Annotated in this window: 11 protein-coding genes and 1 pseudogene; 9 read left to right on the top strand and 3 right to left on the bottom strand. The window is 71.0% G+C overall.

The genetic code is table 11. The features are described 5' to 3' along the window. Nucleotides 1-179: 179 nt before the first annotated feature. The 3 genes and pseudogenes from AAF430_20260 (at nucleotide 180) to AAF430_20250 (ending at nucleotide 3666) form a co-directional block, all read left to right on the top strand. Nucleotides 180-2882, top strand: a complete 2703-nt coding sequence (locus AAF430_20260) for an AsmA-like C-terminal domain-containing protein (protein MEM7412575.1) — start codon at nucleotides 180-182, stop codon at nucleotides 2880-2882. Nucleotides 2883-2950: 68 nt separating this feature from the next. Continuing rightward, nucleotides 2951-3370, top strand: a pseudogene (rfaE2, locus tag AAF430_20255) (D-glycero-beta-D-manno-heptose 1-phosphate adenylyltransferase). Nucleotides 3371-3396: 26 nt separating this feature from the next. Continuing rightward, entirely contained in the window at nucleotides 3397-3666 is a 270-nt protein-coding gene (locus tag AAF430_20250; protein ID MEM7412574.1) for a hypothetical protein, read from the top strand. On the opposite strand, the gene AAF430_20245 is transcribed toward AAF430_20250, so the two are convergent. Next, nucleotides 3663-4277, bottom strand: coding sequence for a molybdenum cofactor guanylyltransferase (locus tag AAF430_20245; protein ID MEM7412573.1), 615 nt, complete (start codon nucleotides 4275-4277; stop codon nucleotides 3663-3665). The two genes, AAF430_20250 and AAF430_20245, sit on opposite strands and share 4 nt — an antisense overlap. Nucleotide 4278: 1 nt before the next feature. After that, nucleotides 4279-5550 carry a gephyrin-like molybdotransferase Glp gene (glp, locus tag AAF430_20240; protein MEM7412572.1) on the bottom strand — a complete coding sequence of 424 codons (1272 nt, stop codon included), beginning with the start codon at nucleotides 5548-5550 and terminating at the stop codon, nucleotides 4279-4281. Nucleotides 5551-5795: 245 nt separating this feature from the next. Here glp and AAF430_20235 point away from each other — a divergent pair, with 245 nt between their 5' ends. From AAF430_20235 to AAF430_20210, 6 genes are all read left to right on the top strand, one after another. Beyond that, on the top strand, nucleotides 5796-6881 hold the full coding sequence (locus AAF430_20235; GenBank protein ID MEM7412571.1) for an ATP-binding protein: 1086 nt from the start codon (nucleotides 5796-5798) through the stop codon (nucleotides 6879-6881). After that, nucleotides 6878-8302 carry a sigma-54 dependent transcriptional regulator gene (locus tag AAF430_20230; GenBank protein MEM7412570.1) on the top strand — a complete coding sequence of 475 codons (1425 nt, stop codon included), beginning with the start codon at nucleotides 6878-6880 and terminating at the stop codon, nucleotides 8300-8302. The genes AAF430_20235 and AAF430_20230 overlap by 4 nt, the downstream gene beginning before the upstream one ends. Further along, the gene (gene thiE / locus AAF430_20225) at nucleotides 8299-8952 is read left to right on the top strand and encodes a thiamine phosphate synthase (protein MEM7412569.1); all 654 of its coding nucleotides are present in this window, start codon (nucleotides 8299-8301) and stop codon (nucleotides 8950-8952) included. Before AAF430_20230 ends, thiE begins: the two co-directional genes overlap by 4 nt. Then, on the top strand, nucleotides 8949-10181 hold the full coding sequence (locus AAF430_20220) for a nucleoside transporter C-terminal domain-containing protein (protein ID MEM7412568.1): 1233 nt from the start codon (nucleotides 8949-8951) through the stop codon (nucleotides 10179-10181). The genes thiE and AAF430_20220 overlap by 4 nt, the downstream gene beginning before the upstream one ends. Nucleotides 10182-10364: 183 nt before the next feature. Further along, nucleotides 10365-12296, top strand: a complete 1932-nt coding sequence (locus AAF430_20215; GenBank protein MEM7412567.1) for a ShlB/FhaC/HecB family hemolysin secretion/activation protein — start codon at nucleotides 10365-10367, stop codon at nucleotides 12294-12296. A 67-nt stretch (nucleotides 12297-12363) separates the two neighbouring features. Next, entirely contained in the window at nucleotides 12364-18687 is a 6324-nt protein-coding gene (locus AAF430_20210; protein ID MEM7412566.1) for a filamentous hemagglutinin N-terminal domain-containing protein, read from the top strand. On the opposite strand, the gene AAF430_20205 is transcribed toward AAF430_20210, so the two are convergent. Beyond that, nucleotides 18684-19769, bottom strand: coding sequence for a GDSL-type esterase/lipase family protein (locus AAF430_20205; GenBank protein MEM7412565.1), 1086 nt, complete (start codon nucleotides 19767-19769; stop codon nucleotides 18684-18686). The two genes, AAF430_20210 and AAF430_20205, sit on opposite strands and share 4 nt — an antisense overlap.

Here is a 19769-nt window from a genome sequence, read left to right as displayed (position 1 = left end):
GGAAGCCGTTTCGACGGGTACGACGAATTTCTTTAGGGAGAATGGGGCCTTGGGGCGGCTCTGGGGGGTACGCCCCGCGCCGCAATCCGTAGGCAGGGGCCCAGGATCGAGCCGTTGACGCACATCGAAGAACCTTCATTTAGGGGGGGTCGGGCGGCCTCGAGATCCCTGCAGGGATCGTGAGCCGGCGACGCGCATGGCGCTGGGGTCTGGCGGCCCTCCTACTGCTCGCCTCTCTGGTGGCCGGGCTCTATGCCGCGTCCACCCTGGGGCCCGAGCAGCTGCGCCGCGAGGTCGAGCGACAGGTGGCCCAGGCCACGGGCGCGCGCTGCAACATCGACAGCCTGCGCGTCCGTCCGGGCCTGCCCATCGAGCTCGAGGCGGGGAAAATGTCCCTCTTGAACGGGGACTTACAGGTCGAGCGGGCGAGCGCGCGGCTCAGCCTGGGCGCCAGCCTGATGGGGAACGTGCGGCTCTCCCGGCTGGAGCTGGAAGGCGTCACGCTGCGTCTGCGGGGCGATGCCTCGGGCATCCACCTCCCGAACGCCGACCCGCAGCCGCACACCGGTGGCGAGGAGGACCACGCCGAGCACGTGGCTCCGGAATTTGCGCTCCGGGAACTCCTCCGCGGGCCGCACCTCGCGGACCACCTGCGCCTGCGGGACGGGCGGATCGAGGTGATCTGGGCCGACGAGACCGGCGCGACCCGCACCTTCTCGGCAGAGGATCTCGAAGCCGAGCTCGACTACCGCCAGCTGCGGGCCGAGACCGCGCTGGTCGCCCGGATGCGGGTCGTGGGGGAGGGGGCCCAGCGCGGCGCCCTGGAGTGGGAGGCGACGCTCGACGAGCCGGACGACCTCGACCTGCAGGTCACGGCCAACGGGCTCGATCTGGGCTGGGCCGCGAGCTGGTTCGGGGCGGCGACGATGGGACCGGCGGGTCGCCTGGACGGAGTGATCGATCTGCGCGCGACTCCGGATCGCCCGGCCCGTGCCCAGGTGGACTGGGTGATGCGCGACTTCGCCCTCGTCGAAGACGGGGTCGACACGCCGCTCTGGGGCGCACCGCGGATCGCGAGCCAGGCGACGATTCGATTCGACGAGGACCGTTTCGAGTTCGAGGAAGTGCGTCTGCGCAGTGGCGCGATCGACGTCGACGTGAGTGGCAGCCTTTCGCGGCCGGTGGACCCCAAGGCGGCGCTTGCCCTGCGCGCGAAGCTCGCGGACATCGCCGTCGAGGATCTCGTCGCCATGACCGGAAACGCCGCCGCCTTCGAAGACGCCCGTGACCTGCTGGGTGCGCTCGGCGAAGGCCGCATCGTTGACATGCGCGCCGAGGGCGAGGAGACCCTCGCGCGCTGGGAGCAGGTCTTCACCGGCGAGTCCGGTCACCTGCCCGAGGGCTTCCGGCTCGAGGCGGGTCTCGAAGAGCTGCGAATCGCGCTCGACGAAGACGACGCCCTCGAGCGCGTTGCGATGCGGGCGAGCCTGGCGGGGGATCGCCTCGAAGTACGCGGTCTCACCGGCTCGCGTGATGGGTTCGACCTCCCCATTCTCGATCTCGACTTCGATGGGGTTTCTCACCTGCTCGACTCGGACCTCGCGAACCGGGTTCCCGTGCGGGACGAAGTCTTGCTGGCGGGGTTGCCTCTGTTGATCTCGGTGTTCGAGCCCGAGCCCGGCGAGGAAGCCGAACCGCCCCATTTCGAAGTGCGTCTCGATCACCTGGCCCACCCGCTCGTGCTCTGGCCGCTGCGTTCGGTCGAGGTCGGGATCGACGGGCGCGGCGAAGACCTGGTGGCCGAGATCCGTCGCGCCACCTGGGCCGAGGTGCCGCTGCGCGGCACGTTGATCTGGGACGACGACCCGATGCGTTTGACGGCCCGCCTGGTCGCCAGGGCGCCGGACCGCAATCAGCGCACGCCTGCGCCGATCCGAGGGGACGTGTGGGCGCGCGGCACGCTAGAGATCGGTCCCTGGGATACCGACCTCTGGTCCCACGAGAAGGTCCAGGCGCGCGTGCGCGGTGTGGGCGCGAGCGTCTATTTCGACGGCGTCCAGGCGGCGATCCGACCCCAGGGACATCTGGTCGGCGACGGTTCGGTGGACCTCTCGACGGCCGACGTCCTGCCCTACCGCGGCGCCTTCGTGGCCCAGGATCTCGATGCGGCCGCGCTGTTCGCCCAGGCAGGGCTCGGGGAAGAGCTCGTCACCGGGCGGGTCGACGTGCGCGCCGATCTCGAAGCGCGGCACCGCGACGGTGTCTTCCCGCTGGCGAGTCTGTCGGGCCGCGCCACCGTCGACGCGTACGACGGCACCGTCAAACGCGAGATGCCCGCTCTCCTGGCGCTGACGCTGTCGACCGAGAGCCTCGATCTCAGCGGCGGGCGGGATCAGATTCGCTACACGCGCTGTGAAGTCGCCTTCGACCTCGAAGAAGGTGTGGCGAAGACCGATGGCCTCGAATTCGACGGCCCCGACGTGCGCGTGTTCGGCACGGGTCAGATCGACATCGGTCACGAGCCCCACGGTGTCGACGCGGAGCTCGTGGTGTTCTTGTTCCGGCCCGTCGACCGTGCGCTCGGTAGCATCCCGATCCTGGGGAACCTGCTGCTCGGGGGGGCGAACAACTTGGTGGCGGCCCATTTCAAACTCAGCGGTCCGTGGGACGCGCCGACCGCGCGGCCCCAACCGCTGCGCTCGCTCAACGCCGGACCGATTCGCATGGTGACCGGGCTTCCGTCGGTCGTGCGGCGCGGCATCGAGGAACTCGGGTTGGCGTCGCCGGGTGGCGAGTCCCCTCCGAAGGGCGCGGAGCCCGAACCCGAGCCGCCGGCGCCGGACCCCGAGGCGGCTCCCGCGGCGCCCGAGGTCACGCTGTGAGCGAGGTGCGGCCGGCGCGCGCGCGCGTGCTGTCTCGCGATCGGGCCCGGCACGAAGTCGCGGCGGCCCAGCGCCGCGGGGAGACCGTCGTCTTCACCAACGGCTGCTTCGACCTGCTCCACGTCGGACACGTGCGCAGTCTGGAAGAGGCACGTGGGTTCGGCGACCGCCTGATCGTCGCCCTGAATCGCGACGCGTCGGTGCGGCGCCTGAAGGGCCCGACGCGGCCGGTGATCCCCGAGCGCCAGCGCGCCGAGATCGTGGCGTCGCTTTCCTGCGTCGATTGGGTCGTCCTGTTCGGCGAGGACACGCCTCTGCGGGCGATTCGCAAGCTGCGCCCCGACGTCCTGGCGAAGGGCGGGGACTGGAAGCTCGACGAGATCGTCGGACGCGAGGACGTCGAGAGTTGGGGTGGGCGCGTCGAGCGTCTGCGCGTGATTCCAGGCGTGCGTACGACCCACATCGTCGAAGCGATGCGCAGCCGATGAGTCCGGTGGGGAAGGAGCGCCACTAGATGTCTGTGCGGGGGGAGTATCGACGCCTGCTGGGGGATCTCGTAGGAACACTCCGCGAAGCCGGAGCTGCGGCCGACACCGGCGTGACCGAGGCACTCGACGATCTGGGAGAGCGCGCTTCGGATGACCTGTCTGGCGCCGCGGAACAGACCCTCGCGGTGCTCTCGCGTCTGGGGGCCGTCGAGTGGGCCGATGCGTCCCTGCGCGAACGCTTCGACGGCGCCTTCGAGCGCCTCGAAGCCATCTGCCGGATCATCCTCGGGCGCTAGCGCGCCAGGGCGGCCTCGGCCTGGGCCAGGTCTTCCGGCGTGTTCAGGTTGGTGAGGGCGAACCCGTGGTCGTCGACCCGCGCGAGGTCTTCCCCCTCGAAGAGGCGGGTCTCCACCGCGTCGAGGACGTGGCGCAGGGCCAGGCGCTCTTCCTCGAGGTGTCCACGCGCCACCTCGAGGACGGGCTCGCGCCGGTAGAGCGCGACCAGGGGCTGTAAACCGTGCGAGGAGCGAGGCACTACCGCGTCGGCCTCGGGCCATGCAAACAGCGCGAGGAGCAGCGAAGGGCGAACGAACGGGACGTCGGTCGCGACCACGAAGACGCGTTCGGCCTCGCAGGCGTCGAGGGCACCGACCAGCCCGCGCAGGGCGCAGCGCGGGCCCGGCGGATCCGGAACGCGGCGGCCGGGCGCGTCCGACGGCGGATCGCCCCCCACGATCACGACGTCGGTGCAGAGCTGGGCGAGGCATTCGGCAACGCGCGTCGCGGCAGGTACGCCCCCGACGGCGAGGCGCGCCTTGTCTCGACCCATGCGCGAGGACGCGCCGCCCGTGAGCACAGCGCCCGCCACGTTGCGCAATCGATCTCCGTTCGAGGCCATCTCGCCCATCTCAGAATCCTCCGTCGGCGCCGGCGAGCACCGTCGGGTCGACGACCTGGACGCGCGCGCGATCACCCACGTCGAGCCGTTCGAGCTCGGCGTCGAAGATCAGAATGGCACGCGCGCGGAGCATGGAGCGCAGCGCGCCCGAGCTCTGGTTGCCGGCGCTGCGGGCCACCCAGTCGTCGCCTTCCTTCTCGAGGGTGACGCGGACGAAGTGCAGCCGGCCGGGCTTCTTGCGCAGGCGCTCGCCCAGCCGGACCTCGAGGAGCGGGCGGAACAGGGCGCGCTCGCCGCGCATCTGCAAGATCGCCGGCCGCACGAACTGTTCGAAGGTCATCATCGCCGAGACCGGGTTGCCCGGCAGGCCGAACACGAGCGGGCCACCCGCACCCGCGCCTCGCTCGGCGCCGATCTCGCCGAAGGCGAGGGGGTAGCCGGGTTTCATCTGAACGCCCCAGAAGGCGAGCGTGCAGCCCAGCTTCTCGAGCACGTCGCGCACGAAGTCGCGATCGCCGACGGACACGCCGGCCGAACTCACGAGCAGGTCGGCGCGCAGACCACCGCGAAAGCACCGCTCCAGGTCTTCCGGGGTGTCGCGCGCGATGCCGAGGTAGCTCGGGATGGCACCGAGTTCCCGACACTGGGCGGCGATCGAATAGGAGTTCGAAGAGACGATGCGACCGCCGCTGATGTCGCCATCCGGCTCGACCAACTCGTCGCCGCCAGACAGAATGGCGACCCGCGGCGCCCGGTGAACCGCGACGAAGCTGCGGCCGAGCGAGGCGAGCATGCCGATCTGGGCGGCGCCGACGCGATCGCCGGCCGTCAGCACCGCGTCCCCGGCATCGACGTCTTCTCCGGCCCGCCGCACGTGCTCGCCGAGCTTCGGAACGACCCGCACGGCGACGCGGTCGCCGCTGCGCTCCGTGTCTTCCTGCCGCACGACGCTGTCTGCGCCGGGCGGGAGCGGGGCACCCGTCAGGATCCGGGCGGCTTGTCCGACCTCGAGGGTGGGAGGTGCGGCGGCGCCCGCGGGCACCTCGAAGGACACGGGCAGCGCGACCGGGGCGTCGGCCGAGGCCTGGGCGCAGTCGGCGGCCCGCACCGCGTAGCCGTCCATCGCCGAGTTGTCGGCGGGTGGGATCACCCGCTCTGAGGTCACCGATTCGGCGAGGATCCGCCCCTGGGCCTCGGGCAGCGAGACCGTCTCGGGGGTGAGGGGCTCGGCGCGCTGGAGAATCGTCTCGAGCGCCTCGGCCGGCGTGATTCCGGTACGCACAACGCCAAGAAGCTACCGAACTCAGCACCTTATGGAGGCGCCTCCGACCGCCAGGGGACGATGGCGCCCAGCGGCGCGGCCGCTACTCTGCCCAAGAATTGGGCAACCACGCCGGTCCGCCCCGGCCCCGCATCCGGGGCCGTCCGGCCTGCCTTTTTTCCTTCCTTCGGCCCCCGTTCCGGGTCCCCTCGGTTTTCCGCCGCCAGGCGCGCTGCCGAGGAGCCGGCGGGGCGTGAGAGCGTTCCATGAACCACGACCTGAAAGACGTGCTCGATGCGGTCTTCGAGGGCGTGATCGTGGTCGACCACGAGGGCCGGGTGGAATTCCTGAACGCCGAGGCCTGCCGGCTTCTGGGCACCTCGGGCGAGGCGTCGCGCGGTGCCCACCTCTCGAGGGTGAGCCGGGAGCGACGGCTCGAAGCGCTGGCACGCGGCGTCTTCGAGAGTGGTCGGTCTGCGGTCCAGGACGAGCAGCTCCTGACCCGGCGCTTCGCGGAAGACGTCGTGGTCGACGTGGCCGCCTCGCCGCTCTGGGCCGAGGACCGAACCCCGAGCGGGGTGGTGCTCGCCCTGCGCGATCGAACCCTGCAGCGGTCTCTCGAAGAGCGTGCGGTCGAGCGCGAGCGACTGTCGCTCTACGGCACGATCGCAGCCGGCATCGCCCACGAGGTCAAGAATCCGCTCGGGGGCATCCGCGGCGCGGCGGAGATCATCGCCGCGCGCACGGAAGCCGGGAAGCTGCAAGACGCGGCGAACATGATCGTGCGCGAGGTCGATCGGATCCGCACGTTGGTCGACGAGCTGATGGTCTTCAACCAGGGCGAATCGCTGCGCCTCGAGGACGTGAACATTCACCGGTTGCTCGATGAAGTGCTCGAGCTGTTGTCGATGGATCCGCTGGCGCGCGGAGTCAAGCTCGATCGCAGCTTCGACCCGTCGATCCCGGACCTGCGCGCCGACCCGGACCGCCTGACCCAGATCTTCTTGAACCTCGGGCGCAACGCGCTGCAGGCGCTCGATGGCGACGGCACGCTCTGCGTCGAGACGCGGATGGCCTTCGAGAACCGCCTCACCCGCGAGAGCGGCAAGAGCGTTCCCACCGTCCAGGTGACGTTGATCGACGACGGCCCTGGCATCACGTCGCAGGTGCTCGCACGTCTGAGCACTCCCTTCTTCACGACCCGCTCCGGGGGCACCGGACTCGGGCTCGCGATGAGCCGACACTGGGCGACCCGCCACGACGGGACGCTCCACCTCGAGAGTGAACCGAACCGGGGCACGCGCGCGCGCGTCCTGCTCCCGGTCGTGGGTCCCCAACGGAGTTCCGCATGAACCCCCGCGCACGCGTCCTGATCGCCGACGACGAACCGTCGATTCGCTTCGTCCTCCGAGAGATTCTCGAAGAACTCGGCTGCGAGGTCTCCGAGGTCGACGATGGAGAGGCGGCGCTGTCGTCGCTGCGGACGGGCGCCCACGCCCTCGCGTTCCTCGACATTCGCATGCCGGGCCTCACCGGACTCGAGCTCCTCGATCATCTGCAGGAGGAGCGGGTCGATACCGCGGTCGTGATCATCACGGCGCAGAACACTTACGAGAACGCGGTCGAAGCCATGAAGCGCGGCGCTGTCGACTACCTGGTCAAGCCCTTCGGGATGGACGAGGTGCGCGCTCTGGCGACAAAGGTGCTGCGCACCCGCGATCTCGAGCGCGAGGTCCAGCAGCTGCGCCGGGAGGTCGGGCGTCGCACCCGCCCGGGGGAAGGCCTCGTCGGCAAGTCGCCCGAGATGCTCGAAGTCTTCAAGACGATCGGGCGCGTGGCGCCGCGGGATGTCCCGGTGCTCGTCACCGGCGAGAGCGGGACGGGGAAGGAGCTGGTCGCGCGTGCGATCCACGCCGCGAGCCCGCGGGCCGAACAGCCCTTCGTCGCCGTGAACACGGCGGCGATCCCGCGTGAACTGCTGGAAAGCGAGCTCTTCGGTCATGAGCGCGGCGCTTTCACGGGGGCGGTCGCCGCGCGCGCGGGGCGTTTCCGCGAAGCGTCGGGCGGAACCCTCTTCCTCGACGAGATCGGGGACATGTCGAGCGACCTGCAGGCGAAGCTCTTGCGGGTGCTGCAGGACCAGCAGGTGACGCCAGTCGGCAGCAACACCTCGTCCCGGGTCGACGTCCGCATTCTTGCGGCGACTCACCGCGACCTCGACACCGCCGTGCGAGAGGGGAGCTTCCGCGAGGATCTGCTGTACCGGCTGCGCGTGGTGCCCATGCATCTGCCGCCCCTGCGCGAACGGCGCGAGGACGTGCGCGCGCTGGCCGAGCACTTCGCGGCCCGGTACAGCCAGGAGCTCGCCGGCGGGTCCTGCACCCTCGCCGACGAGACGCTCGAGGCCCTGTCGCGTCACCCCTGGCCCGGGAACGTCCGAGAGCTCGAGAACGCGGTGAAGCGCGCCCTGGTTCTCGGCAGCGGCGGGGTGCTGACGCCCGAAGACTTCGCGTTCATCGAGCAACCGCCGGCGCCGGACACGGGGGCGGACCTCGCCGAGCTCGTGCGCCGGGAGACCGAGCAGGCGCTCGACGCCGAGACCGAGGACATCTACCACCGCACCATCGAGCGGGTCGAGCGTCCGCTGATCGAAGCGGCGCTGGCGCGCACCGACGGCAACCAGATTCGCGCGGCGGCGCTGCTCGGAATCAACCGGAACACGCTCCGCAAGAAGATCGTCGAGTTGGCGATCCCGCTGCCCGGGCGCGAGTGAGCGCCGCGGCGCCCCACGCCCGGGACTTCTCCGGCTTGCACGTCCTGGCCGACGACGATCCGCGTTGGCCCGGGTCGCCGACCGAGCAGGCGCGCGCGGCCGTCGCCGGGGGTGCCCGGGTCGTTCAGCTTCGTGCGAAGCACGCGACCGACGCCCAGCAGCTTGCCTGGGCGCGCGAGATCCGCGACCTCACCCGCGCGCACGCGGTGACCTTCGTCGTGAACGACCGCTTCGACCTCGCGCTCCTCGCCGAGGCCGACGCCGTGCATCTGGGCCAAGGGGATCTGCCCCCGGACCGGGTTCCCGAACCAGCGCGCGCGGGGCTCGCGATCGGCCGCTCTACCCACACCCGGGAGCAGCTGCTTTCGACCGTCTCCGAGCCCGTCGACTACGTCGCGTTCGGTCCGCTGTTCGGAACGACGTCGAAGGAGCATGCCTTCGACGCGCGCGGCCTGGATGCCCTGGCCTGGGCGGTGGAGGCCGTCGCGCCGCGCCCGCTGGTCGCGATCGGCGGCATCGACGCAGCACGGGCTCCCGACGTGCGAGCGGCCGGCGCCGCGGGCTTTGCGGTGATCTCAGCGGTCGCTGGCGCCCCCGACCCGAGCGCCGCAACCCGAGCCCTGGTCTCGGCCTGGGAGTCTCCTGCGTGACGGATCTCTCGCTGCGCGCGGTTTCTCTGTTCGGTTTCGCCTGCTTCGTCGGCGTGGCCTGGGCGCTCTCGTCCCACCGACGCGAAGTGGCCTGGCGCACGGTGGTATGGGCGATCGGGTTGCAGTGGGTGCTGGGGCTGATCCTCTTGAAGACGCCCGTCGGCGCCGGCTTCTTCGCCGTGATGAATGCGATTGTGGCAGCGCTGACGGCCTACACCGAAGCCGGTGCACGCTTCGTCTTCGGTCCGCTCTACGACACGGGCTTCTCCTTTGCGCTTCACGTGCTCCCGATCATCGTCTTCATGGGCAGCGGCTTCGCCGTGCTCTATCACGTCGGCGTGCTGCAGCGAGTGGTGCGGGTGTTGGCCGCCGGGCTGTCGCGCACCCTGCGCCTGTCGGGGGCGGAGAGCCTCGCGGCGGTCGCCAACCTCTTCGTGGGGATGACCGAGTCGGCGTTGATCGTGCGCCCCTACCTCGAAGGCATGACCCGCTCCGAGCTCTTCACGCTGATGAGCCTGGGCATGGCCACCGTCGCGGGCTCGGTGATGCTGGCCTACGTCGGCATGCTCGGCGGCGGCGAGTACGCCGGGCATCTCGCCACCGCGAGTCTGATCTCCGCACCGGCGGGCGTGCTCGTCGCGAAGCTGATGGTGCCCGAGACCGAGGTCCCGAAGACCTGGGCTTCCGACGGTGGGCTCCCGCCGAGCGACTCGGTGAACGTCGTCGATGCGGCGGCCCAGGGCGCGATCGCGGGGCTGCGGCTGGCCGGCTACGTCGGCGCTCTGGTCCTCGCCTTCGTGGCGTTGATCGCGCTGGCGAACGCGGGGATCGGCGGCGTCGGCGCCTGGTTCGGGCAGCCCGACTGGACGCTGGAGGGCCTCCTGGGTTGGGCCCTGGCGCCGGTCGCGTGGTTGCTCGGCGTGCCCTGGAGCGACGCCGCTCGGGTGGGTTCGCTCCTCGGAGTGAAGACGATCCTGAACGAGTTCCTGGCCTACCAGTCTCTGGCCGGTGAGATCCAGGCGGGCTCCCTGTCGCCGCGGGCCGCCGTGATCGCCTCCTACGCCCTCTGCGGCTTCGCGAACTTCGGATCCCTCGCCATCCTTCTAGGCGGGCTCGGCGGCCTGGCGCCGTCCCGGCGCGGCGAGGTGGCCGCGCTCGGGCTCCGAAGCATCGTGGCGGGCACCCTGGCCAGCCTCCTCACGGCCTGCGTGGCGGGTGTGCTGCTCTAGACCCCGTCCTCGCATGCCGCGAGGCGCCTCGAGCCCGACCCGACCGGGGATTCCCCCACACGGCGACGGGCCAGCTACTCTCTGGCACCCCCGCGGACCCACCCCCTGAGGACCCGTCCGATCTCCGTCCGATCTTCCCGTATTGCCCCGCGGTGTGGTCTCCGCGCGCGTCCGCTCGTCGCCATGACGCGTGCACGTCGCGCTGGCGCGGCCCTCGTCGTGTGTCTCGCCTTCGCCCTCGGCGCGGCGTCACCGGCGCGCGCGATCACCTACGAGACCGTGTACCCGGTGAGCGCCATCGAGATCGAGTACGCCCTCGACCACCCGCGCCATATCCCGATCGAGGATCTGCTCGACCTCGAGGTCGGGCTGCACGCCGACGAAGCGGGCTACATCGCGCCCCGGCCCGTCGACCGCACCGTCCGCATTCGGCTCTCGTCGCTGCCGCGGCGGGCTTCCTTCGGAGCGTCCGCGCTGCTGCACATCAACCAGCACATCGTCGCGACCTTCAACCGCGCCGGTTACAACGGCGTTCTCGTCTCCGTCCCCGACATCGAGGAAGGGACCGGCCGCGACCTGCGCGCTCCCGGCGACACGGTCCTGCGTATCCGGGTCTGGACGGGCCGCGTGAGTCGCGTGACGAGCGTCGCGGATGGCGATCGTTTCGGCGGCCTGTCGGTGAACGAGCGCACCAACCACGCTGCCCACGCCTGGATCCGCGACCGCTCGCCGGTGCGTCCCGGTGGCCCGCGAGGCCTGCTCGGCATCGAGTCTCTCGAGGACTATGCGGCCCAGCTCTCGCGTCACCCCGGACGTCGCGTGGAGGCCGAGTTGACCCCGGGCGATCGCACCGGAACGACCGCGGTCAACCTGCGCGTTGCCGAGACCAAGCCCTGGTACGCCTACGCCCAGTACACGAACACCGGCACCTCGACGACGACCCGCAACCGCCAGCGGCTCGGGTTCGCGCACCATCAGCTCACCGGGCGCGACGACATCCTGCGACTCGACTACACGACCGGCGACTTCGACCGGGTGCACGCGGTCGTCGGATCCTATGTCGCGCCGTTCAGCTTGGAAGCACCGGAATGGCGCTTCGGCCTGTCGGGCTGGTACAGCCAGTTCGACGCCGAGGAGACCGGCTTCACCAACACCGACGTCGATGGGTCCGAAGCCAGCCTGGGCGGCGAGATCAGCCGTCAGCTCTACCAGTCGGGCGATTTCTTCGTCGACGCGGCGATCGGGGCCCGCTGGCAGCTGCTCTCGGTCGAGAGTCGACAGCTCGCGCTGCGCGGCTTCGAGGCCGACGTGAACTACGTGGTGCCCCACGCGGATCTCCGCGTCGAACGCGAGACGGCGACGTCGACGCTGCGCGCGCGCGCCGGCTTGATGGGCGGTTGGAGCGACACCGACGCTGGCGACACGACCGGGGATACCATCGACCCCGCGACGGGGCGCTTCGTGGCCGGCCCCGCCGAGCTCGATCTGCTCGGCACGCCGCTTGCCGACGACGACTTCGTGCTCGCGAACTTCGACGCGAGCCTCGCCTTCTACCTGGAACCGCTGCTCAACCGCGCCGCCTGGGAAGACCCGAGCACGCCGGGCAGTTCGACCCTCGCCCACGAGATCGCGTTGCTGGCGCGCGGTCAGTGGGCCCTCGGCAATCGCCTGGTGCCCCAGTTCCAACAGGTCGCGGGTGGGTTCGCCACGGTGCGTGGCTACCGCCAGTCGGCGGTGGTGGGCGACAACCTCCTCGGCGGGACGGCGGAGTACCGGCTCCACATCCCGCGCCTCTTCGCCCCGTCGGACACGGCGAACCCGCCGAAGCTGCCTGGGCTCGGGGCGTTCCATGTGCGCGCCCCCCACGTCTGGGGCGTGCCCGACTGGGACCTGATCCTGCGCTTCTTCGGCGACGCGGCCTACGTCGAGTCGAGTAACGCGCTCGCCAGCGAACCCGAGGAGACCCTCGTGTCGATCGGCGCTGGGATCGAGCTGCAGATCCTCCGCAACCTGACGCTGCGCGCCGACGCTGGACACGTGCTCCACGACCTCTCGTCTCGCGGCGGTGAGGACGGTGAAACCCGAGGCCACGTCGCGGCCACCATTCTTTATTGACCCCGGACGATCATTGATTGGCCCAGAGCGATCCCAACCCTCGCACCCTGGGCCCAGGAAGCCTCCGATGAACACGAACCCGCTGCTCCCGAGCGCCCAGCCCCACCGCCCGAAGGACCGATGGCGTCGGTCTACGGCCTGGCTGCTGCTCGCGTGCCTGCAGGTGTTTCCGCCGGGCATCGCGTTCGCCGGCCCGGAGGGGGAGCAGGTCGTCTCGGGAAGCGCGGACTTCCATCGCGAGGGCAACCTCACGCACATCACGACCCACACGCCCGAGACCATCGTGAACTACACGGGGTTCGACATCGGCGTGCACGAGACGGTGCGGATCGACCAGCCGGGCGCCCACGCACGCATTCTGAACAACGTGCTTTCGACGGACCCGACCTTCCTCGACGGGCAGCTCGTCTCGAACGGTCAGGTCTGGATCGTGAACCCGGTGGGCGTGTTCGTCGGCGATCGCGCGATCATCGACGTGGGCAGCCTGGTTGCCGCGGCCGGCCACGTCGACCACGAGGACTTCCTCGCTGGCGTCGATCGCATCAGCGAACTCCAGGGCGAGGTGGGCGTCGCCGCGGGAGCGCAGATTCGCGCCGCCGAGCAGGTGCTTCTGGCCGGTCGCTACGTCGCCAACTACGGACACATCGAGGCGCCTGGCGGGATGATCGCGCTGGTGGCGGGCGATGCCGTGCGTCTGGCGCGGGTGGACGGCCGCGTGTCGATCACCGCCGACCGGGCGACGGCACCCGACCCCGATCGCTTCGGCGTCGTGCAGGCGGGTCACCTCGATGCGGGCAGCACGGGCAGCGTGCACCTGACCGCCGGCGATGCGTATTCCCTCGCGATGAACCACACCGGGATCACCCGGGCCGGCGAGATCCATGCCGAGGGCGGCGATGGTGGCGTGGTGCGCATCGCGGGGCGTCTCGACGCGTCGCGCGAGGGTGAGGGCGAACAGGGCGGCCGCATCGCCGTGCTCGGTGACACGATCGGACTGGTCGACGCGACCCTGGATGCATCCGGCGACGCCGGCGGTGGCGAGATCCTGGTGGGCGGTGAACAGCAGGGGCAGGGCGACACGCCCACCGCCGAGCGTACCTACGTCGACGCCGACAGCGTGCTGCGGGCCGACGCCCTCTCCGAGGGCAACGGCGGCCGCATCATCGTCTGGGCCGACGACACCACCGCGTTCTACGGAACCGTGAGCGGACGCGGGGGTGCGGAGTCCGGCGACGGCGGCTTCGCCGAGATCTCGGGGAAGCGTTCGCTCGTGTCGCGCGGCGACGTCGATCTCGGGGCCGACAACGGCGAGTTCGGCACCCTGCTCTACGACCCGCTCCAGATCGTGATCCGCGGCGGGACCGCCGACGGCACCGACGCTCCGAACGTCGACGCGAATCTCTTGCAGGGGGACGCCGGACTGGCGGGCTTCGTGGCCTCGACCGACAACGGCACGAACACCACGCCAGGCGTCGTCGTTCCCTTCGAGATCTACGAGAGCGAGATCGAGGGCACGCAGGCCAACCTGGTCCTGCAGGCCGGCCAGAGCATCACGACGACCGGCACCTTCAACAACGACAGCGGCGCGGGCGAAGGCGTGGGCGTCGTCCGACTGCAGCCCGGCCGCGATCTCGACCTGCTCGTCGTCGATACCGGTGACCCGGTGCTGCCGGGCGACATCGTCGGTATCGACATCCGCACGTCGGACACCGGCGACCTGACCTGGCAGCTCAGCGATGGCGGCGCGGCCTCGCTGCGGACCGAGACCGACGGAACGCGCGCGTCGGTGATTCGCGTCGGCACCCTCGAGACCCAGGGCGTGCGCGACGGCGCCGCGAACGCCATCGAGATCGACGCGCAGGGAAGCGGTGACATCGAGATCGGCACGCTGCGCACGTCGGGCAGCGATCCCATGGGCAGTCCCACCGACGTGGTGGACGGCGTCGTCGTGAACCGGATCGACGCCGGCAACGTGACCGTCCTGACCGACGCGGGCGACGTCACCGTCGGGACCATCGAGGCCGTCGGCGGCAACGCAACGAACCTCACCAGCAGCGATCCGACGCTCACGGATGGCGGCGACGGCGGCGATGGTGGCATCGTCAGCGTCGCGTCGTTCCTCGGCGCGGTGACGGTGGACACCATCGACGTCTCGGGTGGCGACGGCGTGGCCCAGCTTCTCGATACGGGGAGCGGACCGTCGGAGAACGCGAGTGGTGGGTTCGGCGGCGGCATCAGCCTGATCGCCGACGCGGATCCCACCAGCGCCGAGCCGGCCGCCGCCGGGGCGCGCTCGGTGACCGTCACCGGAAACCTGCTCGCGCGCGGCGGCGACGGTCTCGGCACCCGCAACGCGGACGTTCCAGACCCGGATGGCGGACCTCCGACCAACCGCGACTTCGGTGCGTCCGGCGGCGCGGGCGGACAAATCTTCCTGGGCGCCGGCCTGGTGGCGGACGAGGGAACGGTCACCGTCGGCGGCGCCGGGCCCGTGGTGGTCGACGCGTCCGGCGGGGCCGGGACGTCGGCGGGCGGCAACGCGACCGGCGGGGGGATCTCGCCCTTCTCCGGCGCCGCGGTCGGGTCGGTCCGCGTCGAAGCCCACGATGATGTCGTCCTGACCGACACCGACATCGTCGCGAACGGCGGCCGGTCCGGCTTCGACACGCAGCTCGCGAGCGTGTCGGGTCCGGGTGGTCTGGCCGGCGGCGGCGGGGAGGTCAGCATGCTCTCCGACGCCGGCGATGTCCGGGTGGACGCCGCCAGCACGGTCACGGCGAACGGCGCGGAAGGCCGCTTCGAGTCCAGCCTCGTGATGCCGGATCCGGACACGCTGATCCTCGCGGGCCAGGGCGGTGGCGGCGGCAACCTCGTCTTCGAGGCGAACGGTGACGGCGGGCAGGTCGAGGTGCTCGGCGCGCTCTCGGCACGCGGTGGCGATGGCAACTACGGTGCCGCGGGAGCGGGGGGCCAGGTGCTTCTCGACACCCAGGATGGCGCCGCCACGCTGGCCGACGTCGACGTCTCCGGCGGCAACGCGAACTTCGTCGTGGTGCCGGGCCTGATGCTGGAGCCGCTGGCTGGCGGAAACGGCGGCAACGTCCAGGTCACGACGCGCGCGGGCACCGGGTCCTCCGCGACGGGCGGTGGCGACGTGCTCCTGGGCGGCACGATCACCAGCCTCGGCGGAACCGGCATCCCCACCCAGGATCCACCGGCGACCGATCCCAACGAGAACCACGGGGTCGGGGGGCTCGTCCGGATCACGTCGGTCCAGGACGTGGAGAGCGCCGGCAGCAACGCCCAGATCCAGGCCGGGACCGTCGTGGTGACGGGCAGCGACGTCTTCGCCGCCGGGAACGACCTCCTGCTCTCGTCGACGGGCAACACTGGTCCGGCGGACTTCGTCGACCAGGCGACCGTCGAGGCCGCGGGGAACGCCCGGGTCCTGCTCGACGACGCCAATGCCTTCGACCGGGTCGAGCTGATCCAGGACCGGGCCGATCGCAACTTCGACGCGTTCCGCAGCGACGGCACCACCGTCGTGGTCGACGCGGACGGTACGTCCGCGACCCAGCACACGCTCCAGTCGATGGTGACCCAGAACGGCGACGCCCATCTCACCTATCGCCTGCGAACCGACGTCGGCGACGGAGATGGCGGAACGCCGATCGATGCCATCGAGACCCAGACCCTGGTGGTGGCGAACGGCGCGGTGAATCTCGGAGACAACGGCGGCACGTTGGCCCACGCACGCGCGGTGGCCACCGAGTCCGAGGGCGAACGCCTGATCGGCGCCATCGAAGCCCAGGGCGCGGGGCCCCACGTGACGACGGCGGGAAATCTCCAGCTCTTCGGAACCCGCATCGGAAGCACCGCCACGCCTCTCTCGGTGAACGGTACCGGAGCCAGTGTGGAGCTCGGGGTGGCGGGCAGCGTCGACGCCAGCGTGACGAACGCCGCGATCCTCGACGTGACCCAGCGGGTGGCCGGTGCCGACGTCAACATCGGGCTCGGGGGCGGGGACGTCGTCACGATCGACGGCACGGTGGTCGACGATGGTCAGAGCCGCACCGAGACGACCCGGGTCACGGCGGCGAACACGACGACGAGCGGGACCGCCTTCTACTTCCACCTCGATGACGACTCGGCGGGCAGCGGCCCCGCCGACGAACCGACCGTGGTGATCGCGAACGGGGCAGTACAGCTGGGCGCCGACGGCGGGTTCGCGAGCCGCGGCAGCGTGCAGCTCGAGGATGGCGCCGGTTCCGCGATCGACGCCGGCGGCAACCAGCTGGCGCTGATCGCCGACACGGATCGGGACGGCATCGGCGCGGTCCTTGCCGAGGGCACGGGCACCCATGTCGCGAACGTGGGCGCCCTCCTGGCCGTGGGAGGGGCAGGTGTCGGCAGCGAGGCGAACCCCCTGCGCACGAACGGAGGCGCCACGTTGGCGGTGGCCGGGAGCGGTGGATCGGGCGATTTCCAGTTGGTGAACGACAACGGCGTGCTGCAGTTGGTGCCCATCGATCTGCTCGTGGCGAACCGCGGCGAGCAGGAGACGGTCTCCTACGCCGGCGTGGGAGCGACCGGCGATGTCGTCCTCGATAACGGGGGACGCGAGATCGTGCTCGGTGCGATCCAGCCCGACGAGACCTCGTTCCAGCTCATCGAGAACCCGGCCTTCGTCATTCGGGGCACCGAGGAGGGCACCGAGCTGCGCGCGGGCTTCGGCGACCTGCGCTACGGCCTCGCCGCGTTCGCCGTGTCGGGTCCTGCGGTGACCAATGCCCACGTGACCAGCGGTGGCAACCAGCGCTTCGCGGGTGACGTGACCCTGGCCAACCCGCGCAGCTACGAGATCAGCGTCGTGGACGACATGGGCAACGTCACGATGGAGACCCGCACCGCGAACGAGGTGCGACTCCAGGCGGGCGGCGGTGTGACCTTCGAGGGCGACGTCGATACCGACGCGGGCGTCTTCGCTAGCGATGGCGCCAGCTCCCTCGATGTCGCAGCGGCCGGCGTGGGCTTCGCCGGCGACATCGGCAGCGACTCGGGTGGGACCGCGACGATCGACACCCTCGGCGTCGACACGGTGTCCTTCGGTGCCGGCCCCCACAGCGTGACGGTGGCCCAGGCCGACTTCCGCGGGGCGATCGGCGGGCCCGGTGCGCTGACCCTCCGCGGTCTCGGGACCGACTCGGAGCTGCGCTTCCACGGTGACGTGGGTGCCGGTCAGGCGCTGGCCTCCTTCGACGCGGATGCCGACTTCCTCACCTTCGGCGCCGCGTCGAGCGGCATCACCTCGGTGGGTGACGTGGCCCTCAACATGGCGACGCCGGTCGCCACGGTGCCCGAGACCGCGACGATCGCGGACACCGGCGGCGGCTTCGTCATTCGCAGCGGCGGCAACGTGAGCGTCGGAGCCCAGGAGAAGCTGTCCTCGGCGGGCGCGCTGGGAATCGCAGCCGCCGGCACCGTGAGCGTCGGAGATCTCTCTGCGACCTCCATCGACATCGATGCACCGACGATCGTGATCCAGGGGCGCGCGCCCGGAAACGTGGCGCTTCCGAGCGGCACGCGCGTGGCCGATCGCGGCGTCGACTGGGTGGCGAACGACATCGTCACTTCGAGTCGACCGGTCTGGGATGGCGCGGGAGCCGCCCCGGTCTTCGCGCTCGGCAGCGGCGGCGTGCGGTTCCCGGGCGGACCGTTGCCCTTCGAGACCGTGCGCTTCACGGCGGACGGGGCCGCGATCGATCTCGAGAACTTCGGGAGCGGGCGCCTCGCCGATCTGGTCGGTACGGGCGGTCCCGTCATCTCCGACGCGTCCCAGGACGTTCCGCGTCCCGAGCGCAACGTGCAGCCGACGCTCCAGGCGCGCTTCAGCGACACCGCGCCGGTGCCGGCGCCGGTGTTGGACCAGCGGCAGGTGCTCAACTACGTGCGCTGCCTGACACCCGAAGGGTTCCCCTGCGACGCGGATGCGATCGGCGGGCCGAGCGATTCCTCGGGCAGCGCGCTCGACACCGAGCGCGCTCGCGAGATCGTCCGGCGCTATCACGATCTGATCGCGAGCCCGGTGGGACGCCGCGAACTCGCAAAAGCGTTCGCGCCGCTCGGGCTCGAGCCCGCGCCTCCGGCCGACGGCGCGGCGCTCTACGCCACGCTCGCGAGTGATGGCCGCTACTACCCGGCTCGCCAGAGCCTCGAAGAACTCGCCACCGTGCTGACGCAGATCTCGCTGCTGGGCCTCGACGACCCGGCGACCCACGAGATCCGACGGGCGGTGGCCCGTGACTTCGCGGACGCCGCGGCGAGCGACCGGCTCGATGCCGCCCTCGTGCTCGACGCCGTCGAGGCGAGCGGCGTGGGCGCGCTGCCCTAGGACGCGTCTTCGCCGTCGACTCCCTCGGGCGGAAGCGGCGCGGGCATGTCGTCGGCGTCGGCCAGCGCCTGTTCCACCGCCGACGCGACGAGTGCGGCCCCGTCTACGGCCAGATGGGGATCGAGGGGCAGGTGGAAGAGCTTCGCGTCCGGATTGGCCTCGAAGCGTGCGAGTGGCGACGCGAACCCGATGCCCCGGTCACGGGCCAGCTGACGGAGTCGCTCGGCGTCGGTGGCCGGCAGGTCGTTCTCGAGCTTGTAGGCGTCCGGGATGTAGACGAGCGTGAGCGGGATCCCGGCCTCGGTGAGCGTCGCGTGGAGTCGGTCGAGCCATTCGGCGTAGCGCTCCCAGAGCGCGTCTCTCTGGTCCGGGGGAACGTCTACCGACGTGAGCGCGTGGTCGAGCTCGCCCGAGCGCGATTCCCGAAAGTGCTTCCACCAGACCTTCGCGCGCAGATACAGCTCGTAGGTGGCGCTCGTGTAGACCGCTTCGGTCAATGCGCCGCGGCCACCGCCGACCGCACGTTTCTGGCCCTCGAACACCGCGCCGCCACGCGAGAGATCGGCGATGTCGTTGGCGCAGAAGCCGATCACCACATGGTCGGGGGCGAGGGAGAGGGCGCGTTCTTCGAGGAACTTCGCGTGGGACTCGATCGACCAACCGCCGCTGCCGCCGTTGACCACCTCGACGTCCTGCCCCGTCGCGCGCAGGCGCGCCTCGAGCTGGGCCGGCCAGGTCTCGTCTTCTTCGAGGTAGTACCCGAAGGTCATCGAGTCGCCGAGGGCGAGGATGCGTTGGCGTCCGGCGGGTGGCGTGGGCGCGATCTCGGGGCCACGCAGACCCAGGCCGTTGATGTGCACTTCGTAGGCCAGCTCCGGCGGCCACATCACGGTGCTGCGCGCGCCCGGGCGGAACACGCCGATGGCGCCGTTCCAGCTGTCCGCGTCGAAGTTGAGCAGTTTGCCGAGGGTGCGCACGCGCTCGGTCGGCCAGCCGAAGAGCCGCAGCCCCCCCTCGACGAGCGCGAGGGGCGCAATGCCGAGCAGGAGAACGGCCGCCCATTGCCGGAGACGCGCGCCCAC

The organism is Myxococcota bacterium (assembly GCA_039030075.1).
Classification (GTDB): Bacteria; Myxococcota_A; UBA9160; order UBA9160; family SMWR01; genus JAHEJV01.
Note: the sequence above shows the minus strand (reverse complement) of the source record. Positions and strands in the feature narration are given on the sequence as shown.

Excerpts from the sequence above, each read along its gene's own strand:
- AAF430_20250 (MEM7412574.1), top strand. The coding sequence starts at position 3,397 with ATGTCTGTGCGGGGGGAGTATCGACGCCTGCTGGGGGATCTCGTAGGA.
- AAF430_20245 (MEM7412573.1), bottom strand. The coding sequence starts at position 4,277 with ATGGGCGAGATGGCCTCGAACGGAGATCGATTGCGCAACGTGGCGGGC.
- AAF430_20235 (MEM7412571.1), top strand. The coding sequence starts at position 5,796 with ATGAACCACGACCTGAAAGACGTGCTCGATGCGGTCTTCGAGGGCGTG.
- AAF430_20230 (MEM7412570.1), top strand. The coding sequence starts at position 6,878 with ATGAACCCCCGCGCACGCGTCCTGATCGCCGACGACGAACCGTCGATT.
- AAF430_20215 (MEM7412567.1), top strand. The coding sequence starts at position 10,365 with ATGACGCGTGCACGTCGCGCTGGCGCGGCCCTCGTCGTGTGTCTCGCC.
- AAF430_20210 (MEM7412566.1), top strand. The coding sequence starts at position 12,364 with ATGAACACGAACCCGCTGCTCCCGAGCGCCCAGCCCCACCGCCCGAAG.